The 13527-nt window shown below is 62.6% G+C and carries 13 protein-coding genes and 1 pseudogene; 9 read left to right on the forward strand and 5 right to left on the reverse strand.

Annotated elements, in window-relative coordinates:
• The first annotated feature begins 125 nt into the window (after positions 1-125).
• Positions 126-788: a hypothetical protein gene (locus tag NKK52_RS25555; protein ID WP_245263036.1), complete on the forward strand. Its 663-nt coding sequence runs from the start codon at positions 126-128 to the stop codon at positions 786-788.
• A gap of 73 nt (positions 789-861) precedes the next feature.
• On the opposite strand, the pseudogene NKK52_RS25560 reads toward NKK52_RS25555, so the two are convergent.
• A pseudogene (locus tag NKK52_RS25560) lies at positions 862-1509 on the reverse strand (magnesium chelatase domain-containing protein); the annotation flags it as partial.
• A gap of 248 nt (positions 1510-1757) precedes the next feature.
• Positions 1758-2822 (reverse strand): glycosyltransferase, encoded by a 1065-nt coding sequence (locus tag NKK52_RS25565; protein WP_156937160.1) that lies wholly within the window; start codon positions 2820-2822, stop codon positions 1758-1760.
• A gap of 76 nt (positions 2823-2898) precedes the next feature.
• Between NKK52_RS25565 and NKK52_RS25570 the strand changes: the two genes are divergently transcribed.
• The gene (locus NKK52_RS25570; RefSeq protein WP_084023689.1) at positions 2899-3426 is read left to right on the forward strand and encodes a glycosyltransferase family 2 protein; all 528 of its coding nucleotides are present in this window, start codon (positions 2899-2901) and stop codon (positions 3424-3426) included.
• A gap of 74 nt (positions 3427-3500) precedes the next feature.
• On the forward strand, positions 3501-4079 hold the full coding sequence (locus NKK52_RS25575; protein ID WP_156937159.1) for a glycosyltransferase family protein: 579 nt from the start codon (positions 3501-3503) through the stop codon (positions 4077-4079).
• A 92-nt stretch (positions 4080-4171) separates the two neighbouring features.
• On the opposite strand, the gene gshB is transcribed toward NKK52_RS25575, so the two are convergent.
• From gshB to NKK52_RS25590, 3 genes are all read right to left on the reverse strand, one after another.
• A complete protein-coding gene (gene gshB / locus NKK52_RS25580; RefSeq protein WP_023681307.1) occupies positions 4172-5125 on the reverse strand; it encodes a glutathione synthase in 954 nt (317 codons plus the stop codon).
• 134 nt (positions 5126-5259) lie between these two features.
• Positions 5260-5634 carry a GtrA family protein gene (locus NKK52_RS25585; RefSeq protein WP_023681308.1) on the reverse strand — a complete coding sequence of 125 codons (375 nt, stop codon included), beginning with the start codon at positions 5632-5634 and terminating at the stop codon, positions 5260-5262.
• Between the two features lie 4 nt (positions 5635-5638).
• Complete coding sequence (locus tag NKK52_RS25590) at positions 5639-6643, reverse strand: glycosyltransferase (protein ID WP_023681309.1); 1005 nt, start codon at positions 6641-6643, stop codon at positions 5639-5641.
• Positions 6644-6767: 124 nt separating this feature from the next.
• On the opposite strand from NKK52_RS25590, the gene NKK52_RS25595 reads away from it, so the two are divergent.
• The 6 genes from NKK52_RS25595 to NKK52_RS25620 all read left to right on the forward strand — a co-directional run bounded on the left by NKK52_RS25595 (position 6768) and on the right by NKK52_RS25620 (position 13443).
• Complete coding sequence (locus tag NKK52_RS25595; RefSeq protein ID WP_023681310.1) at positions 6768-8567, forward strand: hypothetical protein; 1800 nt, start codon at positions 6768-6770, stop codon at positions 8565-8567.
• Positions 8568-8667: 100 nt separating this feature from the next.
• Positions 8668-10017 carry a putative bifunctional diguanylate cyclase/phosphodiesterase gene (locus tag NKK52_RS25600; protein ID WP_023681311.1) on the forward strand — a complete coding sequence of 450 codons (1350 nt, stop codon included), beginning with the start codon at positions 8668-8670 and terminating at the stop codon, positions 10015-10017.
• A gap of 169 nt (positions 10018-10186) precedes the next feature.
• Entirely contained in the window at positions 10187-10954 is a 768-nt protein-coding gene (locus tag NKK52_RS25605) for an SDR family NAD(P)-dependent oxidoreductase (RefSeq protein ID WP_023673186.1), read from the forward strand.
• 5 nt (positions 10955-10959) lie between these two features.
• Positions 10960-11904, forward strand: a complete 945-nt coding sequence (locus tag NKK52_RS25610) for a 2-dehydro-3-deoxygalactonokinase (protein WP_023681312.1) — start codon at positions 10960-10962, stop codon at positions 11902-11904.
• Positions 11905-11926: 22 nt separating this feature from the next.
• Positions 11927-12568, forward strand: coding sequence for a 2-dehydro-3-deoxy-6-phosphogalactonate aldolase (locus tag NKK52_RS25615; protein WP_023681313.1), 642 nt, complete (start codon positions 11927-11929; stop codon positions 12566-12568).
• Positions 12568-13443, forward strand: a complete 876-nt coding sequence (locus NKK52_RS25620; protein WP_460222831.1) for an SMP-30/gluconolactonase/LRE family protein — start codon at positions 12568-12570, stop codon at positions 13441-13443. Before NKK52_RS25615 ends, NKK52_RS25620 begins: the two co-directional genes overlap by 1 nt.
• The last annotated feature ends 84 nt before the right edge of the window (positions 13444-13527 follow it).

The following is a 13527-nucleotide window of genomic DNA, read 5'->3' on the forward strand; positions in this document are numbered from 1 at the left end:
ATGCAATCCTTATGGGATGCATTTTGCACCCCCTGCAGTGGACCGAACGCCGAGCGAGACCACGGCACAAAGTAGGGGTCTTTCGTCCACAGCATGAACACGAACCACCCCCAAAATATTAGACAGTGCTAAATATCGTTGTCCGGACGCATGCGATCTGCTACTATTTAATCAGCGACAAAACGGTTCTGGATGGCCGCACGTCCGACATCATGCACAAGTTCAACTCGAACCGGAGAACGGCCATGAAACGGCTTCCGACGGTCGCTGCCCTTTTGGCGGCGGGAACTATGTTTGCAATGCACGGCGCAGCCGCCGACGACGCTGCGATGATCAAGAGCGCGGAAGCCGCTGCACCCGCTGCTGTAGCAAGTGGCGCTGCGATCTACACCATGGACGAGAAGGGTGCCATGCGCACGCTGCGAGAGGGCACAAACGGCTTCTGGTGCATGCCGGACAATCCGGGCTCGCCGGGACCAGACCCGATGTGTGGCGATGCCAATTCGATGGAATGGTTGATGGCATTGGTCCAAAAAAAGGAACCGCCCAAAGACAAGGTCGGCTTCATGTATATGCTGGCCGGCGGCACCGACGGCAGCAACACCGATCCTTATGCGACAAAGCCAGAAGAGGGCAACAATTGGATCGAAACCGGACCGCATGTCATGGTCGTCAACGCCAAGGACGTGATGCACGGCTATCCGGAGAACCCCAAGCCGGACACCTCAAAGCCGTATGTGATGTGGGCGGGCACTCCCTACGCACATCTCATGATCCCGGTTAAGTAGCAGAAATAGCGCGCCACGCGGGCGTACGTTTGTGTCGCCCGAAGGCTCTTTGTAGGTGAAGGTCTTTCGTCCACAGCATGAACAGATTGTGGCCGCCGGCCGCCGCCACTTCCAGCGCCCGCTTGGCGCTTTCCTGGCCCTTGATGTCTGAAAGGTCGGGCAGGTCGCGGGCCGAGACATGGATGCCGGGCTCGGGCCGCGACAGCACCTGCGTGCCGCGAAAATGATTGGCGATGGCAATCAGGCTGCGCGGCGCCAATATGTCGAAATCCTTGCCCGCCCAGGCCGCTTCCGGCCCGCAGCCGAACGGGCAGATCAGGCCTTTTCCCTCGGCATTGGCGCCGATCGCCGCCGGCAGCGCGCCGGCCACCGCGGCAATGGTGCCGTCGAGCGACAATTCACCCAGCACGACATAAGACGCCAGCATATCGCCCGGAATGGCGCCGAGTGCCGCCATCAGGCCGAGCGCGATCGGCAGGTCGTAATGGCTCCCTTCCTTGGGCAGGTCGGCAGGCGCCAGGTTGACCGTCACCTTCTTCGACGGCATTGACAGGCCCGAAGCGTGCAGCGCCGCCTGCACCCGCTCGCGGCTTTCGGCCACCGCCTTGTCGGCCAGGCCGACAATCTGCATGCCGACCTTGCCCGGCGCGATCATCACCTGGACATCGACCGGTACGGCCTCGATGCCCTGGAAAGCAACCGTGCGAACCCGCGCCACCATCTTGCTCTGCCCCCGGATATCAGCTCGCCTCGGCCTTGTGGTTCAGACCGCGAGCGACGTCAGGACAAGACAACCATAGATTTCAGGCCAAGGCAAGAACATTACAGGAACATGCATTCGTTGTGGTTGCAGCGCGCTGTGCCGGTTGCAAAAACGGAAGATGGTTGAGCAAAATGGAACGGCTGCTCCGCCTCCTCGACCGCGTTAACAAGGCGACTAGGCCCTTCGGCAATCTGAGGGTGTTGCTTCTAAGCGGTGATGAAGGCATCGACCGAACCTGAAAGCGATCGATCGATCGCGACCTGCGGTGGAAGCCACTCCATGACAGGATATCTGAAAGGCCAAGGCAGGGCGATCCGGCGCGAAGAGCCGCTCTCCAGAAAAATCTCGTTTACAAGGTCTATGAACCGCCCGCGGTCTCGTTCGATTCGTTTCAAAGTTTGCGAACGAATGTAATCCCGGGGAATTCGTCGCTCCTTCAGCGCTAAGACAGCCTCCGCGATGGATCGAGGATCGGGTGGAATTGTAAGCGAATAGTCATCATCCAGATAAAGGTCTCGGCCGCCATGGTTCGGCGTCGTGACCACTGGAAGCCCCGCGAGAAGATATTCCGTGCTTGCGAACATTGGTCCTTCAAGGTGAGAGAGACAGATTCCCACGGCTGCACGATTTAGATGCGTGTTCACCTGAGCCGGTGCCAATCGGACAGGCTTGCCGGTGCCGTCAAACTCGTTGATAAAGACGTGATGCGGCGCGAGCTCCCTATGCCGATTTATTCGCGCTCTTTCCGACTCCGTCGTGGAGGATCCGCTTGAATCTCGATAGAAGACAAATGCGCAACGCTGGATGCCAAGCGACAAGTCATGGCGCTTCCACGGAGCCAGTTGCGCATTGTAGATTGCATCAAATTCTACAGGGACGTCATCGAGAGGCCTGAATATGTGTTCGGAGGTTGTTGACGTCTTGTTGTGCAGGACGGCGGCCTCGCCGGACTGGTTCAACAGATCAGCCTCTGCCTGAGTGTTGGATAGGAAGATTAGCGAGTGACGGGGGTTCTTGAGTCTATGCAGAACGGCATAGGTCCGGATGGTTTTGACGCTAGCACTGTTTTCGATGGACCAGGTTGGCGAGATGAGAAACCAGGCGCGGTGGCTGCGTGGACGGAAAGGCATATGACTTGCTAATCCGAGCGGCGTACCGGACATTCCCGAATAGGATATGAACGGATCGTCCGACAGCAAACTGGCCTGAAGAGCAGGTTGCGACTTCGCGGAAGGGTGCCCTTTTCTGAGGTTGTGGCCATGACGCAGCATGGCTCTGACAATCTCGAATTTGGTAGGAGGGCGATACCCGTGCTGTAGGGTCAACATGCGGCAATTGCGATCTTGAGTGCGGAGAAAAACTCGCTTCGATAGAGAGAAATTTGGCAAAGAAACACCGCCATTTGATCGACGGAATATCTCAGGCGATCAAAACTGGTGTACGGAGAAGCGCCTCTTGAAAGAAAACATCGTCCCAAGCGGAGCTGGTTCTCACATCGCGCTACCAACCGTATCCGTTTGCGTAGGCTGTTTCAATCAAGAGGCATTCATCGACACTGCGATCCGATCCGTAGCGGCGCAGACATACACTGCGTTCGAATGCGTGGTGGTCGATGATTTTTCGACCGACGGTTCCCGCCGAAGGATTGAAGAGTGTCTGTCCCAGCTTGGCGACAGTCGTTTCCGCTTTCTGCCCCGACTGCAAAATGGCGGGCAGTTGACAGTAATGATGACCGGGCTTGACGCGACAGCCGGGCCCCTGATCTCCTTTCTTGACGGTGACGATGCTTGGCATCCTGACTTCATAGAATGCCATGTGAGAGCGCATCTCAGCCAAACCGTATCGCGGCAATGTCGAGCTCCGATGAGGTGGTGATAGATACGGCCGGCAACCTGCTTGCGGGCGGTCATCCCGTATTCCACCTGAACGACCCGCGATCGATGCCGAAAATGAGCGGCTACCTGCATGTCGACACCGAAGCTGACCCGACATTATTATTTATTGATCGGGGTACCGTGGGTTGGTTTTGGTCAACCACATCGGGGATGATGTTTCGTCGAGCTCCGCTTGAAATCATGCGTCCATCCGATCCGGACGAAATAAAGATATGTGCCGATGGTTATATGGCTCGTGCCGCCCATATGATCGGCGGAACCGTGAGGATTGGGCGGGCTCTTGGCAGTTATCGGCTTCACGGCGGCAATGGCTGGGCGGACGGGCGCATCCTGGGTACCGGAGTTGGCCTCGGCAGGATGTCGCCTGATACTGAAATAGCGATACGGCGGGCACTGGCCAATCGTTGGTGCGAAGTGGCGCCGGGACTGGCGCATTTAATCTCCCGCCACTCAATGCGCAGGACCTTGGTCGACCTGATCGGACTGTCTGCGGCTTTTGCATTGCTGGAAAAGAACTCCGATGCGGGTTTTCTGCTGAAAGACTGGGCAACACCACAGCGAAAATTGCAGACCAGACTTATCGGTCTCCTTCCTCCGAAACTGAGGCCTCGGCGCTTCCGGGACATAGTTTGATTTGATGAGCCGCTTGCTCGGCAGTCTTACCCGATAAAGAGCATCTTTCGATGCTTCTCTGGACCCACCAAAGTCCTCCGTAGCAACGCACACTACGCGGCCAAATTCCGCCGCTTCGCCTCTACCGCGTCCCAGAACAGGCTGGCGATATCCGCGCCACCAAAGCGTTGCACTTCGCGCACGCCGGTTGGCGAGGTCACGTTGATCTCGGTCATGTAGTCGCCGATCACGTCGATGCCGACCAGGATGAAGCCGCGCTCTTTCAGCGACGGGCCGATGCGGGCGCAGATTTCGCGTTCGCGCTCCGTCAGCTCGGTCTTTTCGGCGCGGCCGCCGACATGCATGTTGGAGCGGGAATCGTGGTCGGCCGGCACGCGGTTGATGGCGCCGACCGCCTCGCCGTCGATCAGGATGATGCGCTTGTCGCCCTTGCGCACATCCTTCAGATAGCGCTGGACGATATACGGCTCGCGTGACAGCTGGGCGAACATTTCGAGCAGTGAGGCGAGGTTGCGATCGTCTCCCTTGAGATGGAAGATGCCGGCGCCGCCATTGCCATAGAGCGGCTTGACGATGATGTCGCCGAATTCCTTGCGGAAGGCCGCGACCTCCTGGGGATCCTTGGTGATCAGCGTTTCGGGCATCAGATCGGGGAATTCGGTGACGAAGATCTTTTCCGGGCTGTTGCGCACCCAGGCCGGGTCGTTGACGACCAGTGTCTTCGGGTGAATGCGCTCCAGAATGTGCGTGGTGGTGATGTAATTCATGTCGAAGGGCGGATCCTGGCGCAGCAGGATCACATCCATCTCCGACAGGTCGGTGCGCACCTTGTCGCCCAGCGTATAATGATTGCCCTTCTCGTCGCGGAGCTTCATCTCTTCGATGCGGGCAAACACCTTGCCGCCCAGCATCGACAGCCGGTCGGGCGTGTAGTGGAACAATTGGTGGCCGCGCCGCTGCGCCTCCAGCGACAGCGCAAAAGACGTGTCGCCGGCGATCGAGACGGTGGAGACATGGTCCATCTGGACGGCGATCTTCAGGGTCATCTTTTGGTCTCCAGCGGGTCGAGCAAGTCCAGGAAAAGTGCGTAGCGGTTTTCCGTCCGGAATTGCGGCAAGGCAAGTCGCCGATATACGGAACTTGGCGGCTTCTGCCAATCGCGCTTGCTTGGCCCAGACCTTTACCGGTCGAAGACCAGCCGGGAGTAACCGAGGAAGGACAGCGCCATGGCGACCAGCGAGGCGACGGCAAGTGCCGCCAGCGGCGGCATTGCCGGCAGCGCGAACAGGATGGCGCAGTAGACGAGATAGTTGACAATGCTGGTGGCGATGCCGACGCCGCCATAGCGCGCGCCCTCCTGCGCCACGCCGCGGCTCGACGGCGAAAAGGTCAGGTGCCGGTTGATCTGCCAGGTGACGCACAGCGCAAAGCCGATCGACAGGACACGGGCGACGAAGGGACCGAGCGGCGTCACCGCCAAGAGCAGCCAGAGCACCGCGGCATCGGCGACGAAACCAACGCCGCCGGCCAGGACGAAGCGGGCGAGCCGGCTCACGGCCTCAGGCGGCCCGGGGCGTCTTGCCCGGTTCGGCCTTCGCTGTTTCGCTCGTGCGTTCGCGCCGTTCGACCCGGCCCGACGGAACCGAGAGATAGAAAATGCGTTTCTGCTCGGCGCGTCCGCGCGATACCGAATCGAGGATCAGTCCGGTCACCATCGCAAGCATCGAGAGCAGCAGCAGGCCGACCGACAGCACCCAGGTCGGCATGCGCGGCACGAGGCCGGTCTGGGCGAATTCGATCAGCACCGGCGTCATCAGGGCAAGGCTCGACGCCAGGAAGAAAATCGCGAAGGCGCCGAAGAAGCGCAGCGGCTGCGTTTCCTTCATCAGCATGGCGAACATCCACAGGATCCTGGCGCCGTCGCGATAGGTCGACAGCTTCGACGACGATCCCTCAGGCCGGCGGCCATAATCGAGCGCGATCTCGCTCACCGGCAGTTTGAGCTGCGAGGCATGCACCGACATTTCGGTCTCGATCTCGAAGCCGCCGGAAACCGCGGGAAAGCTCTTGACGAAACGCCTCGAGAAGACGCGGTAGCCGGAGAAGATGTCGGTGAAGTCGGCGCCGAACAGCCGCTTGTAGAGGCTGTTGAAGATGCGGTTGCCGAAGGCATGGCCGGAACGGCCGGCATCGTCGGTGACGCCGCGCCTGGTGCCAACCACCATGTCGCAGCGCTCGGTCTGCAGGATGTTGATCAGCAGCGAGGCATCTTCCGGCGCATAGGTGCCGTCGCCATCGGCCATCAGATAGATGTCCGCATCGATGTCGGCGAACATGCGCCGCACGACATTGCCCTTGCCCTGGCGCGGCTCGCGGACGACGATGGCGCCCGCTGCGCGCGCCTTGAGCGCGGTCAAATCCCTGGAATTGTTGTCATAGACATAGATCTCGGCCGATGGCAGCGTCTCGCGAAAGCGCCGCACCACCTCGGCGATGGTCAGTTCCTCATTGTAGCAAGGCAGGAGCACGGCAATGGCCGGCTCATGGCGGACTTCGTGCGGCATTTCCGTCTCCCGACACCCGGCGGAGCCTCCGGCCGCGCTCATATGCGGCCTCGCTCAGGCGACTTTACTATTTATTGAAGCTGTTAAGGCTAGGTTTAAGGCCGCAGTCTTTCCGACGAAGGTCATGATGATGAACGCAGCCAAGGCGGGTGCTTCCTCCTGGAAGTCCGATATGACGCTGGCGTTGCTTGCCATGCTGGTGGTGCTGGCCGTCAATGCCGCCACGGGCTTTCGCGAATTGAGCAATGCCGGCGGCGACAATGACAGCCTGCTGCGGCTGGTCGAGGTTCGCGACATGCTGGCCGGCCAGGGCTGGTTCGACCTGCATCAGTACAGGATGGGGCCGGAAGGCGGTTTCGTCATGCACTGGTCGCGGCTGGTCGACGCACCGCTCGCCGCCATCATCCTCGCCGCCTCGGCGCTGACCGGCAGCATGGCCATGGCCGAAGTGGTCGCACAGGTGCTGTGGCCGTCGCTGCTGTTTTGCCTGGCGGTGTTTTTTACAGCCCGTGCGGCACGCAGCTTCGCCGGCGTCGGCGCCGTGCTGCCCGCTATCGTCATCGGCGCGGCGGCGCTGCATTTCATCGGCATTTTCTTGCCGGGTGCGCTCGATCATCACAATGTCCAGCTGACGCTGACCATGGCCAGCCTCAGCCTGCTGCTCGAGGCGCCGGCGCGTCGCTGGGCGGCGCTGATTTCCGGGCTGTGTGCGGCCCTGACGCTGGCCGTCGGCATGGAAACCGCGCCCTATGTCGCCACCATCGGCGCCTGCATCGCTTTGCTGTTCGTCGTCGATCCCGGCGGCGAACGCCGGATCGCCAGGGATTTCGGTCTCGGCTTTGCCGGGGTTTCAGCCCTCGTCTTCGTCACCACCATCCCGCCATCGGCCATGGGCCAGCCGCAGTGCGATGCCTTCTCGGCTGTGCAGTTCGTGGTGGCGGCAATCGCCGGACTGGGGCTTGCCGCCGTGACGTCGCTCACGGTGTCCAATGGCACGGCCAGCCGCCGCCTGATCTCGCTTAGCCTGCTCGCGCTTGGGCTGGGCGCCGTCATCGTGGCGCTGTTTCCGCAATGCCTTGCGGCTCCCTACGCAAACCTCGATCCGCGCCTCAAGGAATTGTGGCTCGATCACATCGACGAGGCGCAGTCGCTGTTCAGTATTGCCGTCAATGAGCCGGCGTCGCTGGCGGCGCGCTATGTCACGCCGCTGGTGGCGATCGCGCTGATGGCGCTTCGCCTGCGCGGACCATGGCGCCGCCAGGACAGCCTCGTCGGCGCCTTGCTGGTCGGCGCCTTCATCGTCAGCGCCTGGCAGGTCCGCGGCTCGACATTCTCGATCGCCTTTGCCGTCATCCCGCTGTCGGCCTGGATCGCAAGCTGGCGCGAACGGGCGAGGATCAGCCCTGCGCGCAGCGTATCGCTGCGCATGGCGGCGGTCTGGCTGGTGTCGGCGAATGCCGTCTGGGCCGGCGCTGCCGCCGCGACGTCGAGCGTATTCGAGGCCAGCAAGGTCTCGGTCGAGGCACAGGACACCGACAGCGATCCGTCCTGCGAGCGCAAGGCCTCCTTCGCGGCGTTGGCCCGGCTGCCGGACACCACGGTGCTTGCCATTTCCAATCTCGGCTCGCCCATCCTTGCCTATTCCGGGCACCGCGTCTTTGCCGGCCCCTATCATCGCAACATCGCCGGCGACCTGCTTGCGCTCGATGCCTTCCTCGGATCGGCGGACCAGGCGAGGATGATCGCGGCGGCTCACCACGTCGGCCTGATGGCGCTCTGCCGCGGCAGCGCCGAAAGCAAGATGCTTGCCGCCAAGGCGCCGCAAGGCTTCCTGGCCAGGCTGATGCAGGGAAGCGTCCCCGATTGGCTCGAACCGGTGGCCGAAACGCGCGGAACCCCGGTCGAACTCTACCGCGTCCGCTAAAGCATCATTCGCCAGCGAAAAATCGATTTCGCGATACGCTTCCTAAACGCTTTGCTGCCAGTCTCAGCCTAAATTTCGGGCGTCACAAACAGGGATACCGATGCAAACGACGTTTGGCACCGGGCAGGCAAGCAGGGAAAACTCGGATCTGGCGTTCACCGATGCGCTGACCGGGCTTGGCAACCATCGCCGCTTCTTCGACAAGGTCGATCGCCTGATCAGCGACCGTGCAGACGATCCCGCGCCGTTCACGGTCGGCATTCTCGACCTCGACGGCTTCAAGCCGATCAACGATCTGTTCGGCCACAAGGCCGGCGACGACATATTGATCCAGGTGGCAATGCGGCTGCGCGCTTCGATGGACAGCCACTCCACCGTTTGCCGCATCGGCGCCGACGAATTCGCCTTCCTGTATCCGATGGTGTTCTCGGAGGAAGCGGCGGCCGAGAAGTCGCGCATGATGATCGAAATCCTGTCGGCGCCCTACGATGTCGGCGAACGCACCGCCAGGCTTTCGGCCTCGGTCGGCTGCTCGCTCTTTTATTCCGGCGACGAAACCACGGAAATCCTCGTCAACAAGGCCGAAACGGCGCTCTACCACGCCAAGCGTTCGGGCCGTGGCCGGGTCGTCGTCTACACCCGCGAAATGGAAGAGGCGGCCAAGCGCGTCACCCGCATCGAACAGGCGCTGCGCCGTGCCGTCTCGGCCGGTGAGGTCGAACCGCATTTCCAGCCCATCGTCGATTTGACCACCCGCCGCACCATCGGCTTCGAGACGCTGGCGCGCTGGACCGATCGCGACCTCGGCGTGGTGCCGCCGACCGTGTTCATCCCGATCGCCGAAGAGCGCGGCATCATCGGCCCGCTGTCGCAGCTGGTGCTGCGCAAGGCGACCGAAGCGGCGCGCAGCTGGCCGAAGGACCTGTTCCTGTCCTTCAACCTGTCGCCCTCGCAACTCGTCGACCAGAACACCGGCCTGCACATATTGTCGATCCTCGACCGCACCGGCTTCGATCCGCGACGGCTGGAGATCGAGATCACCGAAACCGGCCTGATGAACGATCCGGCCTCGGCCGAGAAGATCGTCGAGGACCTGCGTCGCGTCGGCATCCGAGTCTCGCTCGACGATTTCGGCACCGGCCAGTCCTCGCTCGGCCGCTTGCGCGAATTCCATTTCGACAAGCTCAAGATCGACCGCGCCTTCGTCTCCTCGATCCTCGACGACCGCCCGTCGGAACACATCATCCGCGCCATTCTGGCCATGTGCGAAGGGCTCGGCATGGATGTCGTCGCCGAAGGCATCGAGGAGGAGGCGCAGGCCGACCGCCTCGTCCAGTTCGGCTGCGCCGGCGGCCAGGGCTATCTCTTCGGCAAACCGGTCGACGCCGACGCCACGCTCGGCTACCTCCGCGATTCCTATCGCGGCGCCCTCTACGCCAAGGCAGTCTGACCGGCGGTCTTGCCTGCGTCGAGCAAGTCAGCGGTGCGAGCCAAGATCGACTGTGGCCGCCATCTTGCGTCCTTTTGTCTGACATAAGCCAAACAAATCGCCGTTTTCGCCCTTGCTCCCCGGACTTGGCTGGATAGGATGCGCGCCGACCGGATCGGGAGAGAAAAATATGATGCCATCGGCCGATTTTGCCGACCTCAGGGGAGCCTCGGTGCTGATCACCGGCGGCGGTTCCGGAATTGGTGCGGCACTGACCGAGGGCTTCGTTCGCCAGGGCGCCCATGTCGCCTTCATCGACATCGCCGATGGCCCAAGCACGCTGCTTGCCGACCGCGTCGAAAAAGAACTTGGCCGGCGACCGCTCTACCTCAAGACCGATTTGCGTGACGTCGAGGCGTTGCGCGCTTCGGCCGCCAAAGCGGCTGAGGCGCATGGCGACGTCACCGTGCTGGTCAACAATGCCGCCTGGGACGAACGCCACGACGTCGCCGACGTTACCGTCGAGTTCTGGGACAATAATCTCGCCGTCAATCTGCGCCCGCATTTCTTCACCGCACAGGCGGTCGCGCCGGGCATGAAGCGGGCCGGCGGCGGTTCGATCATCAACTTCACCTCAACCTCCTATCTCATCAACCACCCCGATATGCCGGCCTACACCGCCGCCAAGGCCGGCATACTCGGCCTCACCAAAGGTCTCGCGGGCAAGCTTGGGGTCGACGGCATCCGCGTCAATGCGATTGCGCCGGGCTGGGTGATCACCGAGCGGCAGCGGGAACTCTGGGTCACCGAGCAGGGGCTCGCCGCCCATGTCGCCAAGCAATGCATCAAGCAGGTCATGCAGCCCGACGACATCGTCGGCACGGTGCTGTTCCTGGCCTCCGACGCCTCGCGTATGCTGACGGCGCAGATGTTGATCGTGGACGGGGGTTTCCTGTGAGCCCGGTGAATCAAAATCCGGCAACAGGCACGCCGGCAGTCGCCGCCGTCGACTGGGGCACGACCCGCATGCGGGTCTGGCTGGTCGACGAGGCGGGCGGGGTGCTTGCCGAGCGTCGCGGCGATGATGGGTTGATCACCGCGCAGCAAAAAGGCTTTTCGACCATCCTCGAGGGCCATCTGGCGGCGCTCAGCGCACCTGACACACTGCCAGTCATCATCTGCGGCATGGCCGGCTCGCGCCAGGGTTGGCTGGAAGCGCCTTACGTCATCGTGCCGGCGCCGCTCAGTGCCATCCTCGCGGGGGCCGCCCGCATTCCCGGCCAGAGCCGCGACATCCGCATCGTGCCTGGCCTGGCGCAGCGCCTGGAAGATGCGCCGGACGTAATGCGCGGCGAGGAAACCCAGCTTGCCGGCGCCGGTTTGCCGGCAAAAGGTCGCCATCTCGTCTGCATGCCCGGCACCCATTCGAAATGGGTTCTGGTCGAAGACGGCGCGGTCGACGGCTTCTGCACCTGGCCGACCGGCGAGCTGTTTTCGGTGCTGGCCACTCACTCTATCCTGCGCCATTCGCTGGGCGAGAGCCCGAAGCCGGTCACTCCGGACAATCCGTTCTTCCAGGAATGGTGCCGCAAGGCTTTGGCGGAGGGCGGCGATGTCACCTCGCGGCTGTTCTCGATCCGCGCCGCCGGCCTGCTGCAGAACCTCAAGGCCGACGATGCCGCCGCTTGCCTGTCCGGCCTGCTGATCGGCGGCGAGATCGCCTCGGCGGGCCGCCGCTATGGCGAAAGCACCACCGCAATCGTGCTGGTTGCGTCCGGCTCGCTAGCAGCCCTCTACCGCCAGGCGCTAGACCTTGCAGGGCTTGCCGTCAGGACGGTCGACGCCGACGAGGCGGTGCGTGCCGGCCTTATCGAGGCAGCGCGGGAAAATGGCATGATCGCCAAATGACTCACCAGAGTGGAGTGACAGCGTGACCCAGACCGCCCCCTTCCCGAAGCTCAAGCGTGGTCTTGTCGCCATTCTGCGCGGCCTCAAACCCAGCGAGGCGGTTGCCATCGGCCAGGCGCTGTTTGACGCCGGCATCGAAGCCATCGAGGTGCCGCTCAATTCGCCGGAGCCGTTTTCATCGATCGCCAGCATTGTCACCGCTTTGCCCAAGACAACGCTGGTCGGCGCCGGCACGGTGCTGACTTCAGCCGATGTCGACACCTTGGCCAAGGCCGGCGGGCGGCTGCTGGTCAGCCCCAACATCGATGCCGACGTCATGGCCCGCGCCATGCACCATGGCATGGTGACGATGCCAGGCGTGTTCACCCCCACCGAAGCTTTTCAGGCGATTAGGCTTGGGGCTTCGGCGCTCAAATTCTTCCCGGCAAGCGTGCTCGGGCCCAGCGGCATTTCGGCGATGCGGGCCGTGCTGCCGGCCGATACCGTGGTCGGCGCCGTCGGCGGCGTTTCCGAGAAAGACTTTGCCGGCTACAAAGCCGCTGGGGTGACCGCTTTCGGTCTTGGCTCCAGCCTGTTCAAACCCGGCATGAGCGTCGACGAGGTGGCCTCGCGCGCCCGGGCGGCGGTGACGGCCTGGGATGCGGCCTTCGGCGGAGCGGCATGATGGAAAACGTTTCGGTTTTCTCGGACCATGTCTGCGAGCTCGGCGAGGGGCCGAGCTACGATCCCGCCACCGATACGCTGTTCTGGTTCGACATTGTCAACGGCCTGCTGCTGGAGCAGGGTGTCACGTCCGGCGCGCGGAAAGTCCATGAACTCGGCCAGATGGCCAGCGCCATCGCCATTGTCGATGACAATCGCCAGCTCATCGCCACCGAGACTGGCCTGCATGTCCGCGACGTCTCGACCGGCAAGCTGACGCTGCATACGCCCATCGAGGCCGACAATGCGCTGACCCGCTCCAACGATTCGCGCGTCCATCCGTGCGGCGCCTTCTGGGTCGGCACGATGGGCAAGGGTGAGGAGAAGGGCGCCGGCGCCATCTACTGGTTCTTCAAGGGCGAATTGCGCACGCTTTACACCGGCATCACAGTATCGAATTCGATCTGTTTTTCCGAAGACGGCTCGATTGCCTATTACACCGACACCTCGACCGGCCTGTTGATGCGCGTCGCCTGCGATCCGGCAACGGGTCTGCCGATCGGCGAGTCCAAAGTGTTCGTCGACCATCGCTCGTCCAGGGGCTTTGTCGACGGCTCGGTCGTTGATCGCGACGGCGTGCTGTGGAACGCCGTCTGGGGCGGCAAGGCGGTCAAGGCCTATTCGCCAGATGGCACATTGTTGCGCGAAATTGCCGTGCCGGCGGGGCAGTCCTCGTGCCCGGCCTTTGTCGGGGCCAAGGCCGGTCGGCTGGCGGTGACCTCGGCCTGGAAAGGCAAGGACGACAAGCAGCGCAAGCTCGACCCACAGGCCGGCATGACCTTCCTGCTCGACATCCCCGTCAACGGCCGCTTCGAGCCGCGCGTGGTCATCGCCTGAGCGCTGTCGCGCAGGCGTCCGGCTCGGTCGGTTTCGCGCAAGTCTGAAGCAGGGGCCATGCCATGGTGGGACAACACCACCGAA

The organism is Mesorhizobium sp. C277A, assembly GCF_040324395.1.
In the GTDB taxonomy this organism is placed as follows: Bacteria; Pseudomonadota; Alphaproteobacteria; order Rhizobiales; family Rhizobiaceae; genus Mesorhizobium.